Origin of the sequence: Pseudomonas sp. MWU16-30323 (assembly GCF_020515595.1) — a bacterium.
GTDB classification, from domain to species: domain Bacteria; phylum Pseudomonadota; class Gammaproteobacteria; order Pseudomonadales; family Pseudomonadaceae; genus Aquipseudomonas; species Aquipseudomonas yamanorum.
On sequence record NZ_JAIWYM010000029.1, the window covers coordinates 1 to 25465 of the forward strand.

Consider the following 25465-nt stretch of genomic DNA (forward strand, 5'->3'; position numbering starts at 1 on the left):
ATAGGCAGCCGTTACCCAAATAACGGATATACCCCCTAACCCAACAGCGCCCGAGCAAACTCATCAGACGCAATAAAGTCCATGGCCTTACGCAACTCGCAAGCCGCCTCAGCCCCAAACACCTCATCAAACCGCACCGCCATCTGCCTGGACACCACCCGCGCCTCTTCGTACTTACGCTGCCCCGCATCAGTCAACAACACCCTCCGGCTACGGCGGTCCAACTCATCCACCCGCAACACCACCAACCCATCCCGCACCAGCGGCTTGAGCGTATGCCCCAGGGCCGACAAATCCATCACCAACGACTGCGCCAAATCACGCATTTTGGGCGCGTCCCCATTGGCAATGTGGTTCATCAACGAATACTGAGTGGCCTTCAGCCCACACGGCAAAAACGCCTCATCATAGATTTGCGCCATCCGCCGGGACGCACGACGCACGGCTCCATTGGAACAGGTGCTGGGACTATTGAGGACGGGCGGTGCGCATTTCACAGGCTGATCACTCGCTACAGCTAAAGGGTTAACCGAACGTTAATCCGGCAAGATGAATATTGACACATGTTGCAACAAATTAGTTGCGTATGCCTCTAAACGCTATATCGTGGCATATGCCTCTATATTGACCGGATGTCAGTGCAGTTGGCCCGGATTACAGACGGGCGGGGCAGGAGGGAAGCGCTGTTTGGTACCTCCTTCAGTCATCAACTTCCTGTCTGGATCACACCTATGCTCAACCTCGTGCGCATCGCATTGCGGCGCCCCTATACCTTCCTGGTATTGGCTATTTTCATTCTGATTGTGGGCCCGCTCGCGGCCTGGCGTACTCCGACCGACATCTTCCCCGAAATTCGCATTCCTGTGATTGCCGTGATCTGGCAGTACACCGGCTTACCACCGGATCAGATGGCCGGCCGGATCACCTCGCCGTTCGAGCGGGTGCTGACCACCACGGTCAACGACATCCGCCATATCGAGGCGGAGTCGTTGAACGGCTTCGGCATCGTCAAGGTGTACTTCCAGCCGGGGGTCAATATCAGTACGGCCAACGCACAAGTGACGTCGGTGTCCCAGGCCATCCTGCGTCAATTGCCACCGGGCACCACGCCGCCGCTGATTCTCAACTACAGCGCCTCGACGGTGCCGATCGTGCAACTGGCATTGTCCGGCAAAGGCCTCAGCGAACAGAGGCTGGGCGACCTGGGCCTCAACACCGTGCGGCTGATGCTGACCACGGTGCCCGGCGCGGCGCTGCCGTATCCGTTTGGCGGCAAGACCCGCCAGGTGCAGATCGACCTCGACTCGGCGCGGATGCAGGCGCGCGGGCTGTCGGCGCAAGACGTTGCCACCGCCCTGGCCACCCAGAACCTGATCACCCCGGTGGGCACGCAAAAGATCGGCAGCTATGAATTCAACCTGCAACTAAACAACTCGCCGACGGATTTCCACGACCTGGAAAACCTGCCGATCAAGACCGCCGACGGCACCACCGTGTTGATTCGTGACGTGGCCACCGTGCGTGACGGCAACCCGCCGCAGACCAACATCGTGCACGTCAACGGTAACCGTTCTGTATTGCTGCCGGTGCTCAAGACCGGTTCGGCGTCGACCCTCGGAGTGATCGCCGGCATCAAGGACAAACTGGCCGACAACAAAGGCGCGTTGCCGCCCAACCTGAATATCGACCTGATCGGCGACCAGTCGCTGTTCGTGCGCTCAGCCATCAGCGGCGTGGCCCGTGAAGGGGTGATTGCAGCGGCGCTGACCAGCCTGATGATCCTGTTGTTCCTCGGCAGTTGGCGCTCCACGGTGATCATCGCCACCTCGATTCCGCTGGCCATCCTGTCGTCGATTGCCACGCTGTCGGCGCTCGGCGAAACCCTCAACATCATGACCCTCGGCGGCCTGGCATTGGCCGTGGGGATCCTGGTGGACGATGCCACGGTGACCATCGAGAACATCAACTGGCACCTGGAGCAGGGCAAGCCGGTGGAGACGGCGATCCTCGACGGTGCGGCGCAGATCGTCACGCCCGCCTTCGTGTCCCTGCTGTGTATCTGCATCGTGTTCGTGCCGATGTTTTTCCTGGAAGGGGTGGCGCGCTTCCTGTTTGTGCCGATGGCGGAAGCGGTGATCTTCGCGATGATCGCCTCGTTCATCCTCTCGCGAACCCTGGTGCCGACCCTCGCCAATTACCTGCTCAAGCCTCACGAACATCATGCCGACGGCACGCCGGTGGTCGCGCCATCAAGCAACCCGCTGGTGAAATTCCAGCGTGGGTTCGAGCGCCAGTTCGAGGCGTTTCGCGGGGTTTACCACGGGGCACTGGAGAGTGCCTTGCATCACCGCCGTATCGTGGTGATCGCGCTGCTGGCATTTGTCGCCGTGTCGTTTGCGCTGGTGCCATTTCTGGGTCGCAACTTCTTCCCCGAGGTCGACTCCGGGCAGATCCTGCTGCATGTGCGTGCACCGATTGGTACACGGGTCGAAAGCAATGCGCGGCTGGTGTCGCAGATCGAAAACACCCTTCATAAAGTGATTGAGCCCCAGGAGCTGGCGGCTATTGTCGATAACATCGGTCTGGCCATCAGCGGGATCAACGTGGCCTATAACAACACCGGCACCGTGGGCTCCCAGGACAGCGATATCCAGATCAGCCTGAAAGAGGGCCATCGTCCCACCGCCGAATACATGCGCGAACTGCGGGAACGACTGCCTCGCGAATTCCCGAGTGCGGTGTTCTCGTTCCCGGCGTCGGACATCGTCGGGCAGATCCTCAACTTCGGTTCTTCCGCGCCGGTGGATGTGCAAGTCAGCGGCAATAACCTGCCAGCCAACTTCACCTATGCCAGCACGTTGCTGCGGGAAATCCGGCGGGTGCCGGGGGTGGTGGATGCGCGTATCCAGCAGTCGCGGCAACTGCCAACCTTCAATATCAACGTGGACCGCACTCAAGCCCAACTGGTGGGCCTGAACGAGCGTGACGTGACCAACAGCCTGGTGGTTAACCTCGCCGGTTCCAGCCAGGTGGCGCCGACGTTCTGGCTCAACCCGGCCAACGGCGTGTCCTACCCGATTGTGATGCAAACCCCGCAATACGGCCTCGACACCCTGGCCGCGTTGCATAACCTGCCGTTGAGCGGCAGTGCCGGTGCGGCCGCGGACCAGACCCTCGGCGGCCTGGCTTCCATCGACCGCAGCCACAGCAACTCAGTGGTGACCCAATCGGATATCCAGCCGGTGGTGGAGGTGTTGACCGCGATCCAGGGCCGTGACCTCGGCGCCGTCGCCGCCGACATCCAGAAAATCCTCGCCGCCCACGCCAGCGAGGTGCCCACAGGTTCCAAGGTGCTGTTGCAGGGCCAGGTGCAAACCATGAATGCAGCCTTCAGTGGCTTGCTGTTTGGCCTGCTCGGCGCCGTGGTGCTGATCTACCTGTTGATCGTGGTCAACTTCCAGTCCTGGGTTGACCCGTTCGTGATCATCACCGCCTTGCCGGCGGCGCTCGCGGGCATTGTGTGGATGCTGTTTATCACCCATACGCCGCTGTCGGTGCCGGCGCTGACCGGGGCGATCATGTGCATGGGCGTGGCCACCGCCAACGCCATCCTCGTGGTGAGCTTCTGCCGCGAACGCCTGGCGGTGCACGGGGATGCGGTGCAGGCGGCGCTTGAAGCCGGCTTTACGCGTCTGCGCCCGGTATTGATGACCGCGATTTCGATGATCATCGGCATGGCGCCGATGGCCCTGAGCCTGGGGGAGGGCGGCGAACAGAACGCCCCGCTGGGCCGTGCGGTCATCGGCGGGTTGGCCTTCGCCACCATTGCCACGCTGTTCCTGGTTCCGCTGATTTTCAGTCTTGTGCACGGGCGGCGTCAGCACGCCACGCTTGCGACCACCGCCACTCAAGGGGTTTGACATGTCCACTTCCGTTTCCAATCCAGGTTCACCCCGCCGTAAATCCCGTGGCCTGCTCTGGCTCGTGCTGGGGCTGGTGGTGCTGGTCGCCGTGGTGGTGTTCGGTATCGGCGTGCGCGCCAGCGAATCCCGCGACCTGAAAACCTGGACCGACGCCCAGGCCTTGCCCAGCGTGATCCTGATCACCCCGAGCGTGCAGCCCCAAGGGCCGATCCTGAATTTGCCGGGGCGCCTAGAGGCGTATTCGCGGGCGTCGATCTTTGCCCGGGTCAACGGCTACCTCAAGACCTGGAACGTCGACATCGGCGACCACGTAAAGGCCGGGCAACTGCTGGCTGAAATCGACACGCCGGAGCTTGATCAACAACTGCTGCAAGCCAAGGCTGTACTGGCTTCGGCCCAGGCCGACGAGTCGCTGGCACAGACCACCGCCAAGCGCTGGCAGGCGATGCTGGCCTCGGATTCGGTGTCGCGCCAGGACGTGGATGAGCGCACCGGCGACCTCACCGCCAAGCAGGCCAAAGTGGTCGCGGCCAAGGCCAACGTCGACCAGTTGATTGCCACCAAGGGCTTCCAGCGGTTGACCGCGCCGTTCGCCGGCGTGGTCACCGCGCGTTCCACCGATGTGGGGGCCTTGATCAGTGCCGGTGGCGCCACCGGCAAAGAGCTGTTCGCAGTCTCCGATGTCAGCCGCCTGCGGGTTTACGTGCAGGTGCCGCAGTCGTCGGCGCCGCAGATCAAGGTTGGCACCGTGGCCCGTCTGAGCGTGCCGGAATATCGTGGCGAAGCCTTCACCGCCAAGGTGATCGCCACCGCCGATGCGGTCAATGCCGCGTCCGGCAGCACCCTGGTGCAACTGCTGGTGGACAACCCCGGCAGCCGCCTGTTGCCGGGCGGCTACACCAGCGTGCAGTTCACCTTGCCAGTGCAGACCGACGTGCTGCGCCTGCCTGCCAGCGCCCTGGTGTTCGATGACAAGGGCATGCGCGTGGCCACTCTCGACGCGAATAATCATGTGCACTTCAAGACCGTGACCATCGCCCGGGACTTTGGTGACAGCGTGGAAATCGGCAGTGGTCTCGTCGCCACTGACCGAGTGATCGACACCCCGCCCGACGGCCTGGCCGACGACGATTCGGTGCAACTGGCCGCCAACCCCGTAGAGGCCAAACCCCATGGCTAAGCGTACTTGCCTGGTATTGATCGCGACCCTGGGCCTGGGCGCCTGCCACCTGGCGCCGCCGCTGGACGTGCCGGAGGTACCCGTGGCCACGCAGTTCCATACCCAGGGCCCGTGGACCGTCGGCACACCGAACGACCAAGCGAGTCGCGACGGTTGGTGGCACATCTACAAGGACCCGCAACTGGACGCCATGGAGCAGCAGTTGCTGCAAAACAACCCGGACTTGAGCGCGGCATTGGCTCACTATTCCCAGGCCCAGGCGTTTTTGGCCCAGGCCCAATCCGGGCTGTTTCCGAAGCTCATCGGGTCGGGCAATGCCCAGCGCATTCGCCAGTCGGACACCCGGCCACTGCGCTCGGCCAGCCCGCCGAATGTCTACGATTCCGGGACCGTGGGGGTAGAGCTGGACTATGAAGTCGACCTCTGGGGCCGCGTGCGCGATACCGTTGCCGCCGGCACCAGCGACGCCCAGGCCGCCAAGGCTGACCTGGCTTCGGTGCGCCTGAGTTTGCAGGCAGAGTTGGCCGACAGCTATATCCGCCTGCGTGGCATCGACCGGCAAGACCAACTGCTACAGGAAACCAGCGACGCCTACGCCAAGGCCCTGAGCCTGACCGAAGGCTTGCACGGTGGCGGTATCGTTTCCGGCCTGGACGTGGCGCGGGCGCGTACCCAACTGTCGACGGTCAAGTCGCAACTGAGCCAGAATTTGGTGCAGCGTGCAGTGCTCGAACACTCGATAGCGGCGATGCTGGGTGAGTCCGCATCGACCTACGCGATTGCCCCCAGCGTCGCGGATATCGCCTTGCCCGGCGTGCCGACAGGTGTACCGTCTACGCTGTTGCAGCGCCGGCCGGACATTGCCGCTGCCGAGCGCCGGATTGCCTCGGCCAATGCACGCATAGGCGTCGCGAAAGCCGCGTGGTTCCCGGCCCTCACCCTGAGTGCCCAAGGCGGTTTCCAGAGCGATGAGTTCGCGCACTTGTTGAGCGCGCCCAACATCTTCTGGGCCATTGGCCCGTCGCTGGTGGGGACAATCTTTGACGGCGGCGCGCGCCAGGCCGGCGTCGACAGTGCCAAGGCGGCAACCGATGAAGCCGCGGCCAAGTATCGTGGTGTAGTGTTGACCGCGTTCGAGCAGGTGGAGAACAACCTGTCGATCCTCTCCGGGCTCGACGCCGCGCTGGTGGATCAGCGCGATGCCGCCGCTGCCGCGCAGTACGCCGAGGACTTGTCCCTGGCGCGCTATCGCCAGGGCGGCGCGGCGTACCTGGATGTGGTGACGGCGCAGGTAGCGTCGTTGCAGGCACGGCGAACTGTGCTCGATCTACAGACTCAACAGTTAAGCGCCAACGTAGGGCTGATCAAGGCCTTGGGTGGCGGCTGGAATATCGCCCAACTGGCGCAAAAGAACCTGTAGGAGCGAGCTTGCTCGCGAAGGTCGTCAACGATAACGCGGGCATCCTGAAAGCACACGGCGCTCTCGAGTTTTTCGCGAGCAAGCTCGCTCCTACCGTTAGTTGTTGTGAACATTGAATCCAAGGAGTAGTGGCATGACTGATTACGTACCGCCAAAAGTCTGGACCTGGAAAACCCAAAACGGCGGCACCTTCGCCAGCATCAACCGGCCCATCGCCGGCGCGACCCACGACAAGGAATTGCCGGTCGGTCGTCATCCGTTGCAGCTGTATTCGTTGGCAACGCCCAATGGCCAGAAGGTCACGATCCTGCTGGAAGAGCTGCTGGCCCTGGGTCACCAGGGTGCGGAATACGATGCGTGGTTGATCAAGATCGGTGACGGCGACCAGTTCGGCAGTGGCTTCGTCGGCGTGAACCCGAACTCGAAGATTCCCGCGCTGCTGGACCGCAGCGGGCCCAAGCCGATTCGGGTGTTCGAGTCAGGAGCGATCCTGCAGTACCTGGCCGAGAAGTTCGGCGCGTTCCTGCCCACCGAGCCGGCAGCCCGTGCCGAGTGCCTGTCGTGGTTGTTCTGGCAGATGGGCAGCGCGCCGTATTTGGGCGGTGGTTTTGGGCATTTCTATGCCTACGCGCCGACCAAGATCGAATACGCCATCGACCGTTTCGCCATGGAAACCAAGCGCCAGCTGGACGTGCTGGACAAGCAACTGGCCGAGCACGAATACATCGCCGGCGACGACTACACCATCGCCGACATGGCGATCTGGCCGTGGTATGGCGGCCTGGTGAAAGGCCGCTTGTATGAGGCGGGGGAGTTTCTCTCGGTGCAGGATTACAAGCACGTCGTGCGCTGGGCCAACGCCATCGAAGCGCGGCCGGCGGTGCAGCGAGGGCGCCGGGTCAACCGCGTGTCGGGCGATCCTTCAGAGCAACTGCGCGAGCGGCATGAGGCGTCGGACCTCGACTGACCCACCACACCCGCCCCTTGTGGCGAGGGAGCTTGCTCCCGCTGGGCTGCGCAGCAGCCCCAACACCTGCGCCACGCTCTACCTGAAAGAATGCGGGATGCTTATTGGGGCCGCTTCGCGGCCCAGCGGGAGCAAGCTCCCTCGCCACAGGTTTCTGCGGTGCCTTCACGGCGCTCCCACTTGGCAATCACCAGCGGTGCCAGGGCATTGCCCAGCACGTTCAACGCGGTGGTCGGCATTTCCATCAGGCGATACACCCCGGCGATAAAGGCGATGCCCTCCAACGGCAAGCCCGCACTCGCCAGGGTCGCCGACAAGATCACGAACATGAACCCCGGCACCCCGGCCGCGCCCTTGGACGTCAGCACCATGGTCACCACCAGCAGTGCCTGGTCGCCCAGGCTCAGGTCGATGCCATACAACTGCGCCACGAACAGCGTGCCGATCCCCAAAAACAGCGACGCTCCGTCCAGGTTGAACGAGTACCCCACCGGCACCACAAAGCTCACCAGCGAAGGCGGTACGCCGTAGGTTTCGAGCTTCTTCATCAGTTGCGGCATCACCGCCGCCGAGCTGGCGGTGGAGAACGCCAGGATCAGCTCGTCCTTGATATGCCGCATCAACGCAAACAGGTTGATCCCGCACAGCCGCGCCACCAGGTTGAGCACCACCAGCACGAAGAACGCAATCGACACGTAGCTGACCATGATCAACTTGGCCAACGGCAGCAGCGAACTGAAGCCGAAGTTGGCCACGGTCACCGCGATCATCCCGAACACGCCGATGGGCGAGTAGGCCATGATCATCGACGTGACCTTGAACATTGCCTCCGACACCCCGCGCAGCAGGGCAATCACCGGGGCCTTGCGCTCGGCGGGCAAGCGCGAAACCCCGAGGCCAAACATCACCGCGAAGAACAGTACCGACAGCAGGCTGCCCTGGGCCATGGCGTTGATCACGTTGTCTGGAATGATCCCGACAATGATCTGCCCCAGGCTGTGGCCGCCGCTGGCGCTGCTGGTGGGCAAGGTCACGGCACTGGCTTTCAGGCTGGCCAGTTCGGTGCCGGCGCCCGGCTGGAGCAGGTTGCCCATCACCAGCCCGACGATGATCGCCAGGGTGGTGATGCAGAAGAAATAGCCCAGGGACTTGGCCCCGATGCGTCCTAACGATTTACCGTCACCGTGCCCGGCGATGCCCACCACCATGCAGGCAAACACGATGGGCACGACGATCATCTTCATCAGCTTGATAAAGATATCGCCCGCCGGTTGCAGCAGGTTGTCCACCAGCCACGGCCGGGATTCGGGAAAACGGTGCAGCAGGGCACCGACGGCGATGCCGGCGAGCAGGCCGATCAGGATTTGCCAGACCAGCGCGATGCGGGGCTTGTGCATGGGAATGCCTCATTTTTATCAATGATTATGAGTGTTGTTCTAGGCAGTCAATGAGCGGCCATCCCTGGCCGCCGGGTGGGGCGAGAATCCGTCAGCGCAATCGATGGCACGCTTCATTCAGGCGACGGCAACCTTCTTCAATCACTTCAAGGGAGCTGGCGAACGACAGCCGGATATACGGCGACATGCCGTACGCCGCACCACTCACGGTGGCCAGGCCGTATTCCCGCAGCAGGTGCTCGGCCAGTTGTGTGTCGCTGTCGATCCGCTCGCCGTGCTCGGTGGTCTTGCCCATCAGCCCGGCGACGTTGGCGAACACGTAGAACGCGCCATCCGGCGGGGTGAAGCTCACGCCGGGAACCTCTTCGAGCAGGCTCAGCATGTGTTCGCGGCGTTGTTGGTACACCTCGCGCATCCCGGCGATGGGCGCCTGGTCGCCGGCGAAGGCGGCAACTGCGCCAGCCTGGCTGAGGGAACTGGGGCAGGTGGTGGTTTGCGAAAGCAACTTGGCAATGGCCGCGATCAGCCAGGCCGGGCCTGCACCGAAACCCAGGCGCCAGCCGGTCATGGCGTAGCCCTTGGACGCGCCGTTGACGATCAGCGTGCGCGGCTTCAGGTCCGGTGCGAGTCGGGTCAGGGAAACGTGGCGGGCATCGTCGTAGACGAAGTGTTCATAGATCTCGTCGGCCATGATCAGCACATGGGGATGACGCCGCAGCACCTCGGCCAGGGCCAACAGCTCGGCTTCGTTATACACCGCGCCGCTGGGGTTGTTCGGGCTGTTGAGGATCACCCATTTGCTGCGCGGGGTGATCGCCTGTTCCAGGGCTTGCGGTGACAGCTTGAACCCCAGTGACTCATCGCCGGGAATGATCACCGGCGTCGCGTCGTTCAGCCGTGCGATGTCCGGGTACGACACCCAATACGGCGTGTGCACGATGACTTCGTCACCGCGATTCAGGGTCGCCGCCAGGGCGTGATAGATGATGTGCTTGCCACCGCAGCCGGCAATCACTTCGTCCAGCCCATAGTCCAGCTGGTTATCACGCTTGAGTTTGAGGCAGATCGCCTGGCGCAGGGCGAGGGTGCCATTGGTGGCGGTGTAGTGCGTGTCGCCACTGTGCATCGCGACGCTGGCTGCTTCGAGGATATGCGCGGGCGTATCGAAGTCCGGCTCGCCGACGGTGAAGTTGACGATGTCCCGGCCCTGGGCGCGCAGTTCGCTGACCAGTGCATTGGCGGCGATGCTCGGGGAGGGCGCGATGCCCAGCACCCGATCGGACAGAAAGGCAGTACTCATCATGATCCCCTTCAGCCCGCCAGGCCGGCCTGTTGCAGCACCTTGTCGATCCAGCTCTGGCGCAGCGCACCGCTGGAGATTTCGGCTTTGACTTCCTCTTCATGGGCCGCGTGTTGCGCCGCCTTGCGCAGTACTTCGGGGGCGTCGGCCTGGGAGAAGGCGACCAGGCCGTCTTCGTCACCCACCAGCACATCCCCCGGGTTGATCAGCATGCCGCCGATGGACACCGGCACATTCACCTCGCCCGGGCCGGTCTTGTAGGGGCCGCAATGCACTACGCTGCGGGCGTAGCAAGGGGTGTCCTCGAAGCTCGCGACATCGCGAATCGCCCCGTCAATCACAAACCCCACGCAGCCGCGTTGCTGGGCGTAGAGCTTGACCAGTTCGCCGATCACCGCGTTGTGGGTGTCTCCCTGGGCGTCCACCACCAGCACGTGGCCCGGCTCCAGCATGCTCAAGGCCTTGTAGATCAGCAGGTTGTCGCCGGGGCGGGTTTTCACCGTGAGCGCGGTGCCCACCAGCTTGCCGGTGCGGTTGTAGCGGTTCAGCCCACGGGCACCGATGTGCCGGCCGAGGTTGTCGCTGATGTGCGGGGTGACCACGTGGGCAAACGCTTCAAGCACTTGCGCAGAAGCCAGGGGAGGGTTGGGCAGGATGCGGGAACCGGGCAAGGACATGGCGTATCTCCGATTGATCTTATGGGCCAGTGGCTAGATCTTAGGAGCGATGAACATACAGTTTTAGCGATATTTTATTATCTGATAGGATCGCTTTTTTTCATGTGTGGTAGCCGATGATCACGTTCAAGCAAATCGACGCATTGTACTGGATTGCCGAGTTGGGCAGTTTCGAGGCCGCGGCGAACAAGCTGAACATGTCGCAGTCGGCGATTTCCAAGCGCATCCAGGAGTTGGAAGAAACCTTCGATGTGGAGATTTTCGACCGCAGCAAACGCAATGCCCGGCTGACCGAAAAAGGCGCCGAGTTGCTCGACTACGCCAAGGACCTGCTGGAGCGTCGTGACTACATGCTGGAGCGGGTCAGCACCCGTGAAGTGCTGGTGCGCAGGTTTCGTTTGGGGGTGACGGAGCTGACGGCCTTCACCTGGTTGCCGGCGCTGGTGGAGGCGTTGCGCGAGGCCTATCCCAAGGTGCAGATCGAGCCGTCGGTGGAGTTGAGCAGCGAGCTGTTTCGCAAGCTGGAGAGTGATGAACTTGACCTGGTGATCGTGCCCGATGCCTACAGTGATTCGCGCTTTCTGAGTACACCGTTGGGCAGTGTGGAAAACGCCTGGATGTGCGCACCGGGGTTGGTCAGCGAGCCTGATCCAGTGGGGCTGGAGGTGTTGGCCGGGTATACGGTACTGACCCAGGGTTCGCACTCCGGGACGGGGCTGATTTATGAGCGCTGGCTGGCGGCGCATGCTGTGCAGATGCCGCGTAAGCTGACCAGCCACAACTTGCTGGTGCAGGTCGGGCTCGCGTTGTCGGGGGTGGGGGTGAGTTACTTGCCCAAGGCGTGCTTGTCGCATTTGATCGAGCGCGGAGAATTACGCGCATTGGAGACGGAACCGGCGCTGCCCAAGGTTGGGTATGTGGCGTTGCATCGGGGTGATCGGCAGTTTGGCTTGAACCAGAACGTGGCGCAGCTGGCGGTGCAGTGTTGTGATTTTTCGCGGTTGTTGTTTTAGTTTTTCGAAGCAGTGCATGAGTCCTTAAAGACCTACCCGGTGTAATCCATCATGAAACGCCATTTCGAAGATTTGCAGCTGGGCAGCATCGAGCTGTTCTGCCTGGCCGCCGAGGCCAGCAGCTTTACCGCCGCCGCCCAGGTGGCAGGCGTGACCCCGGCGGCGGTGAGCCGCAGCATCTCGCGGCTGGAAGAGCGCCTGGGCTCCCGGCTGTTTGTGCGCACCACCCGCAGCATCCGCCTGACCGATGGCGGCCGGACATTTTTCGAGCAATGCCGCCAGGCCCTCACGCAACTGGTGGAAGCCCAGCAGAAAATGATGGGCGCGCAATCGGTGCCGTCCGGGCTGTTGCGCATCAGTATCCCGACCACCTACGGCCATCACCGGATCCTGCCGCTGCTGCCGAAATTTCGTGCGCTGTACCCGCAAGTCACCGTGGATATCCACATCAGCAACCGCAACATCGATTTCGTCGCCGAAGGTTATGACCTGGCCATCCGCGTGCGGGCCCAGCCGGACTCGACGCTGATTGCGCGGTTGCTGGAAGACGCCAAGCTGGTGGTAGTCGCGACGCCGGCGTACCTGAAGCGTGCCGGCACACCCCAGACCCTGGAGGATTTGCCGGCCCATGAGTGCATCCAGTACGAATTGCCGAGCAATGGGCGGCGCATTTCCTGGTTGTTCCAGGTGGACGGCAAGGAGCGAGAGTTTGCCGGGGAAGCAGGCTACAGCTGCTCTGACGATGTGCTGGGTGGCGTGACCCTGGCCAAGCATGGCGCCGGGTTGTTCCAGACCTACAAGTTCATCGTCGAGGAGGAATTGGCCAACGGCAGCCTGGTGGAGGTGTTGCAGCCGTACGGCGGCCGTTCGCGGCCGTTTACCTTGCTGTATCCCCACGGCCGCTTCGTACCCCATCGGGTGCGGGCGTTTGTGGATTTTCTGCTGGAGCATCGCGCCGAATGGGCGGCGCTGTAGCGGCGGATAAATCCCAGGTCAGCATCAGTTGGCCGATGGCCGTGTCGATGGCGTCAGCGTCGACGCCATCCCGGGCCAGGATCGACACGCCTTGCAGGAAACTGTCGTAGACCGTAGCCATGGCACGGGCGTTGGTCTCGGCGGGTAACTGGCCTGCGCAGATGCCACGCTCGACGCAATGCACGATGCCTGCTCTTGTACGCTCCCGCGACTGAGTCAGCCCATGGGTGACTTGTGCGTTCTCGGGGGAGGGCGCGCTCATCACGCCCAGGGCTACCATGCAGCCTTTGGGATGCCCCTCTTCACACTGCATGCGCGCCGATTGGCGCAGAGCGGTCTCGATGGCCTGGCGCGGTGGCAGGCTGTCATCCCACAGGCATTCGGTGACTTGGGCGAACGTCGCCAGATAACGCTGCACGCATTCCTGGAACAGCGCGTCCTTGGAGCCGAAAGCGGCGTAGAAACTCGGCGCGGAGATGCCGCCGCCCAATCCGGCTTTCAACTGGCTCAGGGACGTGGCGTCATAACCGTGCTGCCAGAACAGGTGCATGGCCTGTTCCACGGCCTGGTCGCGGTCGAAAGTGCGGGGGCGGCCCATCTGCGCCATGGGGGAATCCTCTCGGGGTGATGAGATAAATACTAGTCGATACATAAGTCGTTGACAACGCTGGTTGGTGCGCCCAACATTTATATCGATCGGTATTTAAGTCCTCTTGTTCAAGGAGTTTCCCTGTGACCCCCTCAACCACCTTATCGGCAGATGCCGTTCCCGACCGCTTGCCCATCGGCGCTTTGCTCGCCCTGGCCATGACCGGTTTTATCTGCATCGTCACTGAAACCCTGCCGGCGGGCCTGTTGCCGCTGATCAGCGACGGCCTGGGAATTTCAGCGTCCATGGCCGGGCAGATGGTCACCGCGTATGCGCTGGGTTCGGTGCTGGCGGTGATCCCGCTGACCATCGCGACTCGCGGTTGGCGTAGACGCAATGTGCTGCTGCTGACCATCGTCGGTTTTCTGCTGTTCAATTCCATCACGGCGCTGTCGTCCCACTACGGGCTGACACTGCTGGCGCGGTTCCTTGCCGGGATGGCGGCGGGGCTGGCCTGGAGTTTGTTGGCCGGCTATGCGCGGCGCATGGTAGAGCCACATCAGCAGGGCAAGGCGTTGGCGCTGGCCATGGTAGGAACGCCGATTGCCCTGTCACTCGGCGTACCGCTGGGCACCTGGCTGGGTGGGCTGGTGGGCTGGCGCACCACGTTCGGGATCATGTCGGCACTGACCCTGGTGCTGATTGTCTGGGTGCTGGTGAAAGTGCCGGATTATCCCGGCCAGGCGGCCCATCAGCGCATGCCGTTGCGCAAGGTGCTGACCACGCCGGGCGTACGGCCGGTGCTGGCGGTGGTGATCTCATGGATGCTCGCCCACAACATTCTCTATACCTACATCGCACCCTTCGTGGCCCCGGCGGGCTTGGTGGACCGGGTGGATCTGGTGTTATTGGTGTTTGGTATCGCGGCGCTGCTCGGGATTTGGGTTACCGCCCGGTGGGTGGAGGTGGCGTTGCGCAAGACGGTGCTGGTCAGCCTGGCGGGCTTTGCGGCGACGTGTTTGGCGTTTGGTTTTCTGGCGCAAGTGCCGGGCGTTATTTACCTCGGCGTGGCGGTGTGGGGCTTGAGTTTCGGCGGCGCTGCGACGTTGCTGCAAACGGCATTGGCGGATGCTGCCGGGGATGGGGCGGATGTTGCGTTGTCGCTGAATGTGGTGGCCTGGAACAGCGCGATTGCCGGGAGCGGCGTGGTGGGTGGGGTGTTGCTGGATACCTGGGGCGTGGCTTCTTTCCCCTGGGCAATGTTGGTGTTGCTGGCGGTGGGCTTCGCGATTGTGTGGTGCGCGCGACTCCATGGCTTCAAGCCGGGGCCCCGGGCCCACGGCAAGCCAGCGGTTGCCGTCCACTGAACGGGGAGCGGCAACCGGTCTGTTCAGCTGCCTTTAACGAGCATGTACTTGCTGAAATTATTGATGTGATCATCAAGATTATCCTCAAGCATCATCCGGTACTGATCACAGAAATACTTCAGCATCGCCTCACGCGCCTGGGCCATCTCTTCGCCGGATTTGAAGCTGCGTGCGCTGACCCAGGCATTGAAGCGTGTGGTGCCGAACATCATCGAGGCGCTGACTTTGCCCAGGTCGGCGAACGCCCTGAACTGCTCGTTGGACAGCTCGATGTGCGCGTCCGCGCGATCATAGAAGCCGTTGTCGGTGGTGTCTGGCATTGCGGTTACCTTCCTGTTCGTGAGTGCGGCGAAGGTACCGCCGCGCTCCCCGGGAAGGCAACCACGTTGGCCGCTTCAGGCCTTATTTATTGCGCGTCACCCGCCACACCGTGTTGGCCAGGTCATCGGCAATGATCAGCGCACCCTTCGGGTCAACCGTGACCCCCACCGGCCGCCCGCGAGTCTTGCCATCGTCTCCACGGAAACCCGTGGCGAAGTCCAGCGGCTCACCGGCAGGCCGGCCATTGCTGAACGGCACGAAGATCACCTTGTAGCCCACCGGATTGTCCCGGTTCCAACTGCCGTGCTCGCCGACGAAGACGCCGTCGGCATATTTCTCGCCCATGGCCGGAATGGAAAAATCGACGCCCAGCGCGGCGACGTGGGAACCCAGGCTGTAATCCGGCTTGATCGCGGCGGCGACCTTGGCCGGGTTCTGCGGTTGGGCGCGGGTGTCGACGTTCTGGCCCCAATAGCTGTAGGGCCAGCCGTAGAACTCGCCTTCGCGCACCGAGGTCAGGTAATCCGGCACCAGGTCCGGCCCCAGTTCATCCCGCTCGTTGACCACCGCCCACACCTGCCCTGAGCCCGGTTGAATGGTCAATGCCGTCGGGTTGCGCAAGCCGGTTGCATAAGGCTTGTGGGCACCGGTGGCGGCGTCGATCTGCCAGACCATCGCCCGGTCGATCTCGACCTCCATGCCGCGTTCGGTGATGTTGCTGTTGGACCCAATGCCCACATACAGCGAGCGGCCGTCGGGGCTGATCGCCAGGGATTTGGTCCAGTGATGATTGATCGCGGCGGGCAGCTCGGTGACGGTGGTAGGCGGGCCACCGGCCTTGGTCTGGCCGTCTTGGTAGTCGAAGCGCACCAGCGCATCCTGGTTCGCCACGTACAGCTTGCCGTCGGCGAACGCCAAACCGTAGGGCGCGTTGAGGTTGTCGGCGAACACGGTTTTCAACTCGTAGGTGCCGTCACCGTCGGCATCGCGCAGCAGGGTCAGGCGATTGCCGCCCTTGACCTTGGTGTTGCCCTCGGCCTTGATCACGCTGGCGATCACGTCCTTGGGCTTGAGCTTCGCCGCGCTGCCGCCCCGGCCTTCGGCGACGAGAATGTCGCCGTTGGGCAGCACCAGGGTCTGGCGCGGGATCCGCAGGTCGGTGGCGATGGCCGTGATGCTGAAACCCTCGGGCACGGTGGGTTTCTGTTCGCCCCAGGCCACCGGTTCGGCGATCTTCATGCTGGGCAACAGGCCGCGTTGGGGTTCCGGCAGCTTGGGGTCGGGGCCGCGAGCCTGAGTGCTGTCGGCTTCGCCACCGCAGGCGCTCAACAACATCGCCATGCTTAAAACGGTCAGCGTGCTGGAAGGCTTCATTGGGCACCTCCCGAGCGCAGGCTGCTCAGGCCGACCCAGGTGGTCACGCAGGCCAGCAAGGTCACGATGGCAGACAGCACCAGGCCCGAAGGCATCACGGCCCAGGCATCCTTCGCATGCTCAAAGGCGTTGACCAGGCCCAGTGCCCAGGTCACCAGCAACAGCAGGAAGTACACCGTGGGGCGTCCGGCCTTGCGCTCGGCACGCAGCAGGTTGGCCAGCGCAAACAGCCACGCCAGCCCACAGAACACCAGGCCACCGGCGATCAGCCAGGCGGCGAAGTTGCTCCATTGGATCTGGTAGGTCTGGTAGTAGGCAATGTCACTCAGCAGGGCGCCGAGAAACAGCGGGACGGTACCGGCCAGCAAGGTCGCGTGAAGCGGGCCAGGCGTGCAGCGGTAGGTGAGGGTGGTGGTGACGGTCACGGGCGGCTCCTTATCGTTGAGCGGCCCTGATGAGGCTCATCAGGGCCGCGCTGACTGCGCTTAAGGAAGGAGCCTGCTGCTTGCGCGTTAGTTCACCGTCTATTCGTTTCCAAATATGTTGCGTCAGTTGATGCGTGGGTGCTGCTGCACCAGGTTTTCGCGCTTGGCTTCCAGCTCGGCGATTTGCGCGTCGATGTCTTCGATCTTCTGCTCGATATTGTCTTCGTGCTCCTGCAGCAGCTCCTTCGCTTCCTCGATATCCGAAGCTGCTGGTGCCGCGCCGCGCAGGGGTTTGTTGGCGGTTTCTTTCATGGTCAGGGCGGTGAAAAGCCCCAGTACGGCGAACACCATCAGGTAGTAGGCCGGCATGTACAGGTTGTTGGTGGTCTCCACCAGCCAGGCCATGGCGGTCGGCGTGAGGCCGGCCACCAGGATCGAGATGTTGAAGGCGCTGGCCAACGCGCTGTAGCGGATGTGGGTAGGGAACATCGCCGGCAGGGTAGACGCCATTACGCCGATAAAGAAGTTGAGCACCACCGCAATGATCAGCAGCCCGGAGAAAATCAGCCCGAGCTTGCCGCTGTTGATCAGCATGAACGCCGGAATGGCGAGGAAGAACAGGGCAATGCTGCCGACGAGAATGAAGGGTTTACGCCCGATCTTGTCACTGACAAAGCCAATCAGCGGTTGCACGAACAACATGCCGACCATGATCGCGATGATGATCAACACGCCATGGTTTTCGCTGTAGTGCAGGTTGTGGGACAGGTAGCTCGGCATGTAGGTGAGCAGCATGTAGTAGGTGACGTTGGTCACCACCACCACGCCGACGCAGGTCATCAGGCTACGCCAGTGCTTGGTGGCGACTTCCTTGAACGACACTTTCGGGCCGCCTGCCAGGCCTTCGCGATCGCCTTGTTCGAGTTGTTCCACATGCTGTTGGAAGGCGGGTGTCTCTTCCAGTGCGTGACGCAAGTAAAGCCCGATCATGCCCAGGGGCAGCGCGAGGAAGAACGGCAGGCGCCAGCCCCAGGACTGGAATGCCTCTTCGCCGATCACCGCCGAAATCAACACCACGACACCGGCGCCGAGGACAAAGCCGGCGATGGAGCCAAAGTCCAGCCAGCTGCCGAGGAAGCCGCGCTTGCGGTCGGGGGCGTATTCGGCGACGAAGATCGACGCGCCGGTGTATTCACCGCCCACCGAGAAGCCCTGGGCCATCTTGGCCAGCAGCAACAGGATCGGCGCCCAGATGCCGATCGAGTCATAGGAGGGGATCAGCCCGATGGCGAAGGTGCTCAGGGACATGATCACGATGGTCGCTGCCAGGACCTTTTGCCTGCCGTACTTGTCCCCCAGTCGGCCGAAGAACAGGCCGCCCAGCGGGCGAATCAGGAACGGCACCGAGAAGGTCGCCAGGGCGGCGATCATCTGTACGCTGGGGGACGCCTCGGGGAAGAACACCTTGCCGAGTACATAGGCGACAAAGCCATACACCCCGAAGTCGAACCATTCCATGGCGTTGCCCAGCGCAGCGGCGGTGATCGCCTTGCGCATCTTGGCGTCGTCGACGATGGTGATGTCATCCAATCCAATGGGATTGACGGTTTTCTTGCGTGATTTCATGGGAATTACTCAGCCCTGGTCCATTTCATTGCCACTGTTTTAATGGCACGTGCTCTTTGGTCAGATACATGCGGACACTGAATAATTCACCGTTGGCTGGATTTTTTTGTTAGCGGCCCGGCAAGTCTCAACGGATCCGCTCTCCCCCCAGGGAATCACGCTGCATCGATTGCAGATTTTTTTCGATGGTTTCGCAGAGGGCCTCCATCTGGATCTGATGCTCGCTGTCGCGAAACGGGCTTTGCAAATCGGTGCCGATGCGTTCGATGGCCAGCAGCATAAAGCCCACCACCGTGGAGGCCAGCGGGGTGAACCAGCCCAGGGATTCCACCAGGCCCACCGGCACGATCAGGCAGAACACCGAGATGAACAGGCGCGGGAAATACACGTAAGGGTAGGGCAGCGGCGTATTGGCGATGCGCTCCATGCCGCCCTGGCTGTTGGACAAATCCACCAGGGTTGATTCCAGCCGCGCCAGGCGGATGCTGTCCAGGCGCCCGGCCTTGTATTCCTGGGCCAGCAGGGCTGCGGAGCCGTTCAGGATGTCGTTGGAAAAGTTATTGGTACTGGTGCTGCGGGCGAATTCGTCGGCGGGCAGGAATGCGCGGATTTCCTCCGGGCAAGGCTGGCCTCGCAAGTGCGCCGCCAGGCAGTTCACATACGCCACGTGACGGCGCAGCAAGGTCGACTTTATCGGGTTGACCTCATTGTCCGGGTCATCCAGCAGCGTCAGTACTTGCCGCGCAAAGCTGCGGGAATTGTTGACCATCGCGCCCCATAACGTGCGTGCTTCCCACCAGCGGTTATAGGCGCTGCTGTTGCGGAAACTGATCAACACCACCAGCGCCGAGCCGAGCAACGTCAGTGGCATCAGCGGCAGGTTGATCTTGCTGTTGAGGAACAGCATGAAGTCCACGGTGACGGCGATATCCCAGAGCAACAGCCAGAACAGCGCCCAGCCCACATAGCCCATGGTCTTGATGATCAGGCGGTATTTTTTGATGATGGCAGCTTTCAAACGGAAACCTCGCGGCGAGCGGTAAGCATCAATGCCCTAGCTCGGACGGTGTTTACCGGGTAAAGGTTCGCCGGGGCGCTGCGTGTTCAGGCCTGAAGCGACAGGACGAAGCGGTTTTCGCTGTGGGGCATGCCGTCCGGTGCGGGCTGTTCAGGCACGAAACCGCAGCGGGTCAGGACTTTTTGTGAGCCCACATTCTCCGGGTACACGTAGGCCACCAGTTGCTTGAGTGCCCAACGCGCCTGTGCCTCGTGGATCAGATGCTTCAGCGCCAGGGTTGCCAGCCCTTGCCCGCACGAGCGCTCGCCCACGCGGTAACCGACTTCGGCAGAGCCCTTCGGTGAATCGATGCTTTTCAGGTTGGCGCGACCGACGATTTCGCCGCGGGCGTCTTCGATCACGAACGGGTGCCAGGCGCCGGTGGCGAGGCCAGATAAGTAGCCGTCAATATGCTCGGCGACACCCTGCATTGAGTAAAACGAAGGGTCGCGCGCCTCGATATGCGACTCGAACCACTCACGGTTACAGGTTTCGAAGGCCAGCAATGCTTCAGTGTCCGTACTGCTCAGCTCGCGAACGCGAAATGACGTCATTGCTCACCTCTTCCTGGCAATTGTGCGGTGAGCAAGCATACCCCATCAGTTATCCTGAACCGACCAGCTCATTCGCGGCAAAAAGGAACGGCAGTTGAACGAACACACATTGTCCATGCGCCTGGAGCGCGTGGCGGCCCATATTCCCGCCGGGGCGCGCCTGGCGGATATCGGCTCTGATCACGGCTACCTGCCGGTGGCGTTGATGCGTCGCGGCGCCATCTCGGCGGCGGTGGCGGGCGAGGTGGCCTTGACTCCCTTTCGCGCAGCCGAGCGCACGGTGCGCGAGAACGAGCTGGAGCAGCACATCACCGTACGCCTGGCCAGTGGCCTGGCGGCGATCGAGCCGGCAGACGCGATCACCGCGATCAGCATCTGCGGCATGGGCGGCGAGACCATCCGCGACATCCTCGACAGCGACAAGGCACGCCTCAACGGCCAGGAGCGCCTGGTGCTGCAACCCAACGGCGGCGAGCAACCGTTGCGCCAATGGCTGATGGAAAACGGCTACCGCCTCGTGTGCGAAGAGCTGCTGCGGGAAAATCGCTTCTTCTACGAAATCATCGTGGCCGAGCGCGCGGAGCCTGTGAGCTACACCGCTGAAGAGCTGTACTTCGGCCCGCTGCAAATGCAGGCGCGCCGTCCGGAATTCCTGCTCAAGTGGCAGCGCATCCTGCGCCACAAACAGCAGACCCTCAGCGACTTTGCCCAGGCGCGGCAGGCGGTGCCCGAGGACAAGGTGCGAGAGGTTGCCCAGCAGGCGCGGTGGATTACCGAGCTGCTCAGCACTAATGTGAATAGTGATGGTCCATAAGCCCCGCACGGAGCCGGCCGGCTCCGCATTGGTATTTTTGATCAAGGACAATGACAGAATGCTCGCCGCAAAGTGATCAGCCACTGCCTCCATCCGACCCTGTAAATCGGGCCTCGCCTTACGTTTTTCCTCTCACCCATTTGAAGATTTAACCCATGCACCTACGCAAAATTGCAGTTGGGCTGTCGGCCCTTGTTTTGCTCTCCACCGGGGCAGAAGCTCGTGGTCTGCTGGACCTCATCAAGCTGCCTGCCGAGCATCAGCAACACACCTCCCGCTCGGGTTCCATCAGCCAGGGTGCCGCCCTGGCTCTGTATTCAAACAAACAGAAACAGGCCTCGTTCGACGGCTGCGCCGACCTGTTCCCGGCTGCGCAACCGATCAACACGGCCACGGTGCCGGTCACCCTGAAACCCCTGGCGCTGTGCTCGGATAATTTTGCGGTGCTGTACTCGCAAACCAGCAAGACCCCGCTGGTAGTGGTCGAACGCCTGAATGCCCGCCAGTTGCAGGACGCCAAAGGCGAAGAACGCACCAACCAGTTCTACCCCGACCCGCGCATTCCCAAGGGCGCGCGCGCCGAGTTGAGCGACTACCGTGGCCAACACCCGGCCGTGGACCGTGGCCATCAATCCCCGGCCGCCGATGCGCCGAGCACCAACGCCATGGCCCAATCCTTCGCACTGTCGAACATGGTGCCCCAGGACCCGACCAACAACCGCAAAATCTGGAGCAAGGTCGAGGCAGACGTGCGCAAGTTTGCCAAGCGCGCCGACGGCAATGTGTACGTGTTCACCGGCCCGCTGTTTGACCCGGGCTACAGCACCATTGGCGGCAACAAGGTCTGGGTGCCGACCCGTCTGTTCAAGCTGGTCTACGATGTATCGTCCAAGCGCGCCTGGGCGTATGTACTGCCCAACGCTGAAACCCGTATCCAGAAGCCGATGGATTACGACACGTTTGTGAAGACTACCGGGCTCAAGTTGCTGGGGAATTTGCCGGTGACGGGGTCAGTCGGGCGTAGTTGATGGCTTGAAGCGCTTGGCGTTACTTGCCCTTTTTCAACGTCTTCAAACGCAACGTTGCGCGCTGCACAGCGGCCATCTTCTCTGGCCGCTTCATCTTTTTCCATTTGCGAATGTCGTCCTTGGTGCGTCCACAGCTGACGCACAGCTCACCACTGAGCTGGCAGGTTGAGACACATGGATTCTCGATATCCTTAGCCAAGGCATCACCCCTTCACGGCATACCGTTTCGCCAGGCGCAGACGCCAATCGCCCGCCATGCTGGAGGCGGCATTCCTCCTCGGAGTCGAAGCGCACGTAGCGGTCCGAAGAAGGGCGGTCCACGCCGGCGTCTTCCAACGCCGTGGCTGTCAGCTCGCGCATCCGCAGGTCCAGTCCGGTTGAAAGGGCCAGTTCCCTGTTTGCCCGGGTATCAAAGACCCAGATGACCACCAGGCTTTGCGCAAAGGCCTGGTAGTCGACTTCGTGGGTCAGCCAGTCGAAGCCGGTGATTTCCGCCTTGGCGATTTCACAGGCTTCAGTCAGGGTCGCGACCAGGCGACGCTCGATGCGTGCGCTGTCGCGTTTGGTTGAAGACATGGGGATTCCTTGAGGAGCGAGGAGGGTGATGATACGCGAGAGATCAACTGAGGGAGCTATCGAGGTGATCGTTCCCACGCTCTGCGTGGGAACGCCGCCTCGGACGCTCTGCGTCCAGCTGACGATGCAAGGCTCAAGCCCTGTGCAGGGGTGACGCGGAGCGTCACAGGATGTATTCCCACGCAGAGCGTGGGAACGATCAGCTGTGCGAGCCTGCGAAGTTTAACTGTGGGAGCTGTGTTGCCCATCAGATAGTTTTGGGCCGATCCAGCTTGCGCGTCATGGTGTACACCGCCACTCCGGCCGCCAGGATGCCCGAGGCCGCGCCGACCGCCAGTGCCCAGCGTGGGCCCAGGTGGTCGGCCACCCAACCCACTATCGGTGCTCCAATCGGTGTGCCGCCAAGGGCCACGCCCACTCGCAGGGCGATCACCCGGCCGCGCATGGCAGGTTCGGTGGTGAGTTGCATCAGGCTGTTGGTGGTGTTGCTGAAGGTCAGGGCGCCCACGCCGATGATCACCAGCGCCCCGGCGAACAGCCAGTAATTCGGGGCAATCGCCGCCAGGGTGCAACCCACCCCGAACACCAGCGCGCCGTACAGCAGCGACTTGAAGTGCGGCCGCTCACGACCGGCGGCGATCAGCGCCCCGGCGATGGTGCCGATGGCCAGGGTCGACGTCAGCAAGCCATACCCACGGGCATCGGCGTGGAACACGGTGACGGCCATGGTCGAGATAAAGATCGGAAAATTCATGCCGAAGGTGCCGATCAAAAACAGCATGATCAGAATCGCCATCAGGTCCGGCCGCGCCCACACATAGCGCAAGCCTTCGGTGAGGCTGCCCTTGGTGCGCAGCGCCCGCAGGCGGGTGTGCAGCCCGGAAACCCGCAGCAGAAACAGCGATGCCAGCACCGCGAAAAAGCTCGCGCCATTGAGCAGGAAGGCCCAACCGGTGCCCACCGACGCGATGGTCACGCCGGCCACCGCCGGGCCGATCATGCGGGCCATGTTGAACGAAGTGGAGTTGAGCGCGATAGCGTTGGACAGGTCCGCTTCGCCCACCAGCTCCGCCACGAATATCTGCCGCACCGGCGCATCGAACGCCGAGGCACAGCCGGACAAAAACGCGAACACATACACGTGCCACAGCTGCACGATGCCGGTCAGGGTAAACACCCCCAGCATCAGCGCCAGCACACCCATCACGCCCTGGGTAACGATCAGCAGCTTGCGCTTGTCGTAGTGGTCGGCGGCGAAGCCGGTCCAGGGCAGCAACAGCAATTGCGGCCCGAACTGCAACGCCATGACGATGCCGACGGCCGAGGCGTTATGCGGGGTGAGTTGGGTCAGCACCAGCCAATCCTGGGCGGTGCGTTGCATCCAGGTGCCGATATTCGACACCAGGGCGCCGGCGGCCCAGATGCGGTAGTTGACGCTGCGCAGCGAGCGGAAAATGCCCATCGAACTCACACCGGCCTTGAGGGATTACCACCATTGAAGCGCCCGAAATGCTGCGCCAGGAAAACACTCAGCGCCAAGGCCCCAAGACCGAGGGCGAGCACATCCGCGGTGCTTTTGAGGTCGAAGTCCCCGACCCGGCAGACCAGCACGTAGCCGATCACCAGGTTGAGAAACCCCCAGAGCACATTCAGCGTCGAGGAAGACCGCCCCTGGCCGCGCGGCTTGGCAAACGGCGTCTGGAAGGACTGCCCCATCAAACCACTGACGCAATGGGGCAGCGCGTTGGCTAGAAACACACCGCCGAAGAAATAAGACACCCACTCATGCCATTGCATCGTCATGCACCTCGTGTTTCAAGCAAACCGATGATGTCGTGTGCCGTGCCGGTTTCCCCAAGCTTCGGGAATACCTGGTTCAGGCTGTAGTGATGGGCCTCGGCGTTCGCGTCGGTCATGGCGTCGACGGCCAGGGTCACGTTGAAGCCGGCCTCGTAGGCCTGGCGCGCGGTGGATTCCACGCCGGTCCCGGTGGCAACCCCGGTGATCACTACCTGGGTGACACCGAGGGCCTTCAACTGCGCCTCAAGATCGGTGCTGGCGAAGGCGCCCCAGGTGCGTTTGGTTACCACAATATCGCCGGGTTGCTGGTCGAGTTCAGGCAGCAGGTCGGCCCATCCTGGTGGAAACACATCACTGCGCCGTGGCCGCTCGGTGCGCCCGGGGGCGAAGCCTGTGACGTTGACCAGCACCACCGGCATCCCGCGTTCACGGAACGCGTTGAGCAGCGCACGGGAGCGCTCCACCACGCCGCCGATGGGGTGAATGAACGGGTATTCGGCGATGCCTTTCTGCAAGTCCACGATGATCAGCGCGGTGTTGGGATCCAGCAAGGTGACGGCCATGGCATGTCCTCGAACGGGTAGAACGGTTCAGAAATCAGCGAGGCGCTCCAGCAGCTTTACCGCTGCCGCGAGTTCAGCTTGTTCTTCGGCAGACAGTTGCTCCTGCAGCGCCCGCAGCAGCCAATCGTCCTTGGCTGCGCGGCTGGCGATGAGGTGTTTACGAAAGCCGGGAGTCAGCTCGATCAGGGTTTGGCGCCCATCGCTGGGGTCGGGTTTGCCCCTGATCGCTTTCATCGTTTCCAGCCCGGCCACGGTGATGCGCATGGACTGCGGCCGCACGCTCTCCGCCCGGGCCAGGGCCGAGACGGTGCTGGGCCCGTCTCGGTCCAGGCGCAGCAGCACCGACTTCTGGGCCGAGGTGAAATCGTTCGGGTGGGTCTGTTCCCGCAGCCGACGTATCAGCTTGCCCAGGGAGATGCGCAGCTCGGCAGCCAGGGCGGCGGATTGGGTTTCGGAGGTGATGGAAGGTTTGTTCATGCTCGGACGTTAGCATGCGTGCAGAAAAACTGTACAGTTTAG

At 62.5% G+C, this 25465-nt stretch carries 25 protein-coding genes and 1 pseudogene; 9 read left to right on the forward strand and 17 right to left on the reverse strand.

The annotated features are described in order from the left end of the window. Positions 1-35: 35 nt before the first annotated feature. Positions 36-422 carry a MarR family transcriptional regulator gene (locus LIY45_RS24830; protein ID WP_226477934.1) on the reverse strand — a complete coding sequence of 129 codons (387 nt, stop codon included), beginning with the start codon at positions 420-422 and terminating at the stop codon, positions 36-38. Positions 423-731: 309 nt separating this feature from the next. Between LIY45_RS24830 and LIY45_RS24835 the strand changes: the two genes are divergently transcribed. From LIY45_RS24835 to yghU, 4 genes are all read left to right on the forward strand, one after another. Next, positions 732-3920 (forward strand): efflux RND transporter permease subunit, encoded by a 3189-nt coding sequence (locus tag LIY45_RS24835; RefSeq protein WP_226477935.1) that lies wholly within the window; start codon positions 732-734, stop codon positions 3918-3920. A gap of 1 nt (position 3921) precedes the next feature. Then, positions 3922-5103: an efflux RND transporter periplasmic adaptor subunit gene (locus LIY45_RS24840; RefSeq protein WP_226477936.1), complete on the forward strand. Its 1182-nt coding sequence runs from the start codon at positions 3922-3924 to the stop codon at positions 5101-5103. Next, positions 5096-6523: an efflux transporter outer membrane subunit gene (locus LIY45_RS24845; protein WP_226477937.1), complete on the forward strand. Its 1428-nt coding sequence runs from the start codon at positions 5096-5098 to the stop codon at positions 6521-6523. Before LIY45_RS24840 ends, LIY45_RS24845 begins: the two co-directional genes overlap by 8 nt. A 133-nt stretch (positions 6524-6656) precedes the next feature. Beyond that, positions 6657-7490 carry a glutathione-dependent disulfide-bond oxidoreductase gene (gene yghU, locus LIY45_RS24850; protein ID WP_017478722.1) on the forward strand — a complete coding sequence of 278 codons (834 nt, stop codon included), beginning with the start codon at positions 6657-6659 and terminating at the stop codon, positions 7488-7490. Positions 7491-7591: 101 nt separating this feature from the next. On the opposite strand, the gene LIY45_RS24855 is transcribed toward yghU, so the two are convergent. From LIY45_RS24855 to LIY45_RS24865, 3 genes are all read right to left on the reverse strand, one after another. Further along, complete coding sequence (locus tag LIY45_RS24855; RefSeq protein ID WP_226477938.1) at positions 7592-8887, reverse strand: cation:dicarboxylase symporter family transporter; 1296 nt, start codon at positions 8885-8887, stop codon at positions 7592-7594. A gap of 91 nt (positions 8888-8978) precedes the next feature. Next, entirely contained in the window at positions 8979-10187 is a 1209-nt protein-coding gene (locus LIY45_RS24860; RefSeq protein WP_226477939.1) for a pyridoxal phosphate-dependent aminotransferase, read from the reverse strand. Positions 10188-10198: 11 nt separating this feature from the next. Beyond that, entirely contained in the window at positions 10199-10864 is a 666-nt protein-coding gene (locus tag LIY45_RS24865; protein WP_226477940.1) for an RraA family protein, read from the reverse strand. 116 nt (positions 10865-10980) lie between these two features. Here LIY45_RS24865 and LIY45_RS24870 point away from each other — a divergent pair, with 116 nt between their 5' ends. Together LIY45_RS24870 and LIY45_RS24875 are read left to right on the forward strand one after the other, a co-directional pair. Further along, positions 10981-11877: a LysR family transcriptional regulator gene (locus tag LIY45_RS24870; RefSeq protein WP_226477941.1), complete on the forward strand. Its 897-nt coding sequence runs from the start codon at positions 10981-10983 to the stop codon at positions 11875-11877. Between the two features lie 51 nt (positions 11878-11928). Next, the gene (locus tag LIY45_RS24875) at positions 11929-12852 is read left to right on the forward strand and encodes a LysR family transcriptional regulator (protein WP_226477942.1); all 924 of its coding nucleotides are present in this window, start codon (positions 11929-11931) and stop codon (positions 12850-12852) included. On the opposite strand, the gene LIY45_RS24880 is transcribed toward LIY45_RS24875, so the two are convergent. Next, positions 12755-13459, reverse strand: coding sequence for a TetR/AcrR family transcriptional regulator (locus LIY45_RS24880; protein ID WP_226477943.1), 705 nt, complete (start codon positions 13457-13459; stop codon positions 12755-12757). The genes LIY45_RS24875 and LIY45_RS24880 overlap by 98 nt on opposite strands. A 125-nt stretch (positions 13460-13584) precedes the next feature. Here LIY45_RS24880 and LIY45_RS24885 point away from each other — a divergent pair, with 125 nt between their 5' ends. Continuing rightward, positions 13585-14808, forward strand: coding sequence for an MFS transporter (locus LIY45_RS24885; RefSeq protein WP_226477944.1), 1224 nt, complete (start codon positions 13585-13587; stop codon positions 14806-14808). 23 nt (positions 14809-14831) lie between these two features. On the opposite strand, the gene LIY45_RS24890 is transcribed toward LIY45_RS24885, so the two are convergent. The 6 genes from LIY45_RS24890 to LIY45_RS24915 form a co-directional block, all read right to left on the reverse strand. Continuing rightward, positions 14832-15128, reverse strand: coding sequence for a DUF3144 domain-containing protein (locus LIY45_RS24890; RefSeq protein WP_003207921.1), 297 nt, complete (start codon positions 15126-15128; stop codon positions 14832-14834). Positions 15129-15210: 82 nt separating this feature from the next. Beyond that, the gene (locus tag LIY45_RS24895) at positions 15211-16503 is read right to left on the reverse strand and encodes a sorbosone dehydrogenase family protein (protein ID WP_226477945.1); all 1293 of its coding nucleotides are present in this window, start codon (positions 16501-16503) and stop codon (positions 15211-15213) included. After that, on the reverse strand, positions 16500-16928 hold the full coding sequence (locus tag LIY45_RS24900; protein ID WP_226477946.1) for a DUF2231 domain-containing protein: 429 nt from the start codon (positions 16926-16928) through the stop codon (positions 16500-16502). Before LIY45_RS24900 ends, LIY45_RS24895 begins: the two co-directional genes overlap by 4 nt. A 123-nt stretch (positions 16929-17051) precedes the next feature. Next, complete coding sequence (gene proP / locus LIY45_RS24905) at positions 17052-18554, reverse strand: glycine betaine/L-proline transporter ProP (protein ID WP_017478733.1); 1503 nt, start codon at positions 18552-18554, stop codon at positions 17052-17054. A 127-nt stretch (positions 18555-18681) separates the two neighbouring features. After that, positions 18682-19572 carry a bestrophin family ion channel gene (locus tag LIY45_RS24910; RefSeq protein WP_017478734.1) on the reverse strand — a complete coding sequence of 297 codons (891 nt, stop codon included), beginning with the start codon at positions 19570-19572 and terminating at the stop codon, positions 18682-18684. An 86-nt stretch (positions 19573-19658) separates the two neighbouring features. Next, entirely contained in the window at positions 19659-20165 is a 507-nt protein-coding gene (locus LIY45_RS24915; RefSeq protein ID WP_226477947.1) for a GNAT family N-acetyltransferase, read from the reverse strand. A 94-nt stretch (positions 20166-20259) separates the two neighbouring features. Between LIY45_RS24915 and LIY45_RS24920 the strand changes: the two genes are divergently transcribed. Both LIY45_RS24920 and LIY45_RS24925 read left to right on the forward strand, forming a co-directional pair. Beyond that, positions 20260-20979, forward strand: a complete 720-nt coding sequence (locus tag LIY45_RS24920) for a tRNA (adenine(22)-N(1))-methyltransferase TrmK (protein WP_226477948.1) — start codon at positions 20260-20262, stop codon at positions 20977-20979. Positions 20980-21134: 155 nt separating this feature from the next. Then, positions 21135-22007, forward strand: coding sequence for a DNA/RNA non-specific endonuclease (locus LIY45_RS24925; protein WP_226477949.1), 873 nt, complete (start codon positions 21135-21137; stop codon positions 22005-22007). Positions 22008-22026: 19 nt separating this feature from the next. On the opposite strand, the gene LIY45_RS24930 is transcribed toward LIY45_RS24925, so the two are convergent. The 6 genes and pseudogenes from LIY45_RS24930 to LIY45_RS24955 all read right to left on the reverse strand — a co-directional run bounded on the left by LIY45_RS24930 (position 22027) and on the right by LIY45_RS24955 (position 25423). Beyond that, positions 22027-22206, reverse strand: a complete 180-nt coding sequence (locus LIY45_RS24930; protein ID WP_003207939.1) for a DUF1289 domain-containing protein — start codon at positions 22204-22206, stop codon at positions 22027-22029. A gap of 4 nt (positions 22207-22210) precedes the next feature. Further along, positions 22211-22583 (reverse strand): annotated as a pseudogene (locus LIY45_RS24935) (hypothetical protein). Between the two features lie 247 nt (positions 22584-22830). After that, positions 22831-24045: an MFS transporter gene (locus LIY45_RS24940; RefSeq protein ID WP_226477950.1), complete on the reverse strand. Its 1215-nt coding sequence runs from the start codon at positions 24043-24045 to the stop codon at positions 22831-22833. A 5-nt stretch (positions 24046-24050) separates the two neighbouring features. Further along, the gene (locus LIY45_RS24945) at positions 24051-24386 is read right to left on the reverse strand and encodes a hypothetical protein (RefSeq protein WP_226477951.1); all 336 of its coding nucleotides are present in this window, start codon (positions 24384-24386) and stop codon (positions 24051-24053) included. Then, entirely contained in the window at positions 24383-24946 is a 564-nt protein-coding gene (locus LIY45_RS24950) for an isochorismatase family protein (RefSeq protein WP_226477952.1), read from the reverse strand. Before LIY45_RS24950 ends, LIY45_RS24945 begins: the two co-directional genes overlap by 4 nt. 27 nt (positions 24947-24973) lie before the next feature. Further along, a complete protein-coding gene (locus LIY45_RS24955; protein ID WP_003214523.1) occupies positions 24974-25423 on the reverse strand; it encodes a hypothetical protein in 450 nt (149 codons plus the stop codon). Positions 25424-25465 lie beyond the last annotated feature (42 nt).